The 1,845-nt window shown below is 43.2% G+C and carries 1 protein-coding gene; it reads right to left on the reverse strand.

All coding sequences use genetic code 11. From position 1 onward, the window contains the following. The coding region (locus BM243_RS14980; RefSeq protein ID WP_074913421.1) for a methyl-accepting chemotaxis protein at nt 1-1,526 on the reverse strand (1,526 nt) is incomplete at its 3' end. Between the last annotated feature and the right edge of the window lie 319 nt (nt 1,527-1,845).

A 1,845-nucleotide genomic window follows, 5' to 3' on the forward strand; every position in this document is an offset into this window, starting at 1 on the left:
GCTGCCTCAATGGACGCATTCAGTGCCAGAAGGTTCGTCTGGTCCGCAATGCCTTTGATGGTGCCAAGAATGTTCTCGATGGATTTAGAGCTTCTTCTCAGCTCCTCCACATTGGCTGCCACTTCTCCCGTGTTTTCCACGGTCTTTCGGAAGACTTCCTGCAGGCTGCCAATTTTTCCTCTGCCTTCTGTGTTGGAACGGACCATCGCTCCTGATATCTCCTGGGCCTCAGAAAGACGTCCAGTGATCTTCTGGATGCTCTTTCCAAGATCCTGTCCTGCAGAAAGTCTTTCATTGACTCCTGTAGCTGTCTCCATGGCTCCTTCAGCAATCTCCTCCACGGCCTTGGTTACTTCTCTGCTTGCAGAAAGGAGTCCTTCCACATTGTTCATGACATTATCTGACGCGCTGGTCACCGAAGCGAAACTTGAAACGGTTCCTTTGATGAGCCTTCGGATGTTTTCCGTCATAACACCAAACTGTATGCTGGCAAGACCGATCTCATCTTTAGACCTGTAACCCATCTCCGCCGTAAAATCTCCCTGGCCTACTCTCTCCATGGCTTTCTCCATGAGTCCAAGAGGCTTTGTCACCCATCTGCCAATGACAAGAGCGATGACACCAAGTAGGATCACCAAGGACACAGTGGCTGTCATCACTGTACTGAATATCTGACTCAACATAAGCTGCCTGATTTCTTTCTGCGGATAAGCAACATAAGTTCTGACATCTTCAAACTCTTGAGCGAATATATAGTACGGAGTGGATCCAATCATAATATCATGAAGAACTTCTTCCTGAACAAGTATCCCTTGTGCCCAGGATACTTCTGAAAAGGATTTTCCAATAAGAAGGCTGTTTTTATGATGAAGCACAGTTCCGTCTGAATCGGTAATCATAGCAAATCCTCCACCACCAATCTCCATTTGCTCCACTTTACTCTGGACATCCATTTTATGAAGAAGAGCCTGAATATCTCTGGGCTGAAATCCGATTACCACAAGACCTTCATCATCAGTTCTTGAAACCCCAATATACTGATAAAGATTCCCATCCACTTCACGAATCGTAGGCTCTTGTGCATAAGCACCACCCGTTTGGCCAATCAACGTCAGAAATGCTGAACTATTTTCCCATTCACTGAGATCCTTTCCATGCATATCAAATATATTACCATGCTGTATGATGCCTTTCCCATCTGTAATATGAATCTCATCTACCCGTAAAGATACTGCAAGTGAAACCAGCTTCCCCTGATCCAAATACACAGGATTTTCATGAATCAGTGAAGCAATGGCTGTGGCAATGGATTTATTTTTATCATCCAAAGCCTTTTTTGAAATACGAATGACTTCCTGGGACATAAGATACTCTCCGTATAATGACTCCCCCTGACCCTCTAGTTGAGTTTTAATCACCTGCTCAATCGCCGTATTTGATTTACTGACACTTAAATAACTTAATGAAACAAATCCTAGGATCAGTACGATCCCTGTCCCCACAACCAGCTTACCTCTGATCTTCATTTTCTGTCTCCTTCTTGCTGTGATTGTATACCTTAGATACCGTTCTTAGGAATGGTTCAGGCAAATACCGCATTTTTCACACCACATTAAACGCATATAAAAATACTATCACGCAAAAAAGATTACATCTGTTTTATCCATATTAAATCCATGTTATGTTTTTGTAATGCTACTCCAAATGGAACAAAAGGAGAAATCCGAAGACTTCTCCTTTACTGCACTTGATTTCTATTTCTTATGCTTTCAGCTTGCTGAGTTCTGTCTGAATCTTGGAAATCTCCTTATTGAGAGCTTCCATCTCCTCTCCAATCTCTGTGAT

Source organism: Proteiniclasticum ruminis (assembly GCF_900115135.1).
Classification (GTDB): Bacteria; Bacillota; Clostridia; order Clostridiales; family Clostridiaceae; genus Proteiniclasticum; species Proteiniclasticum ruminis_A.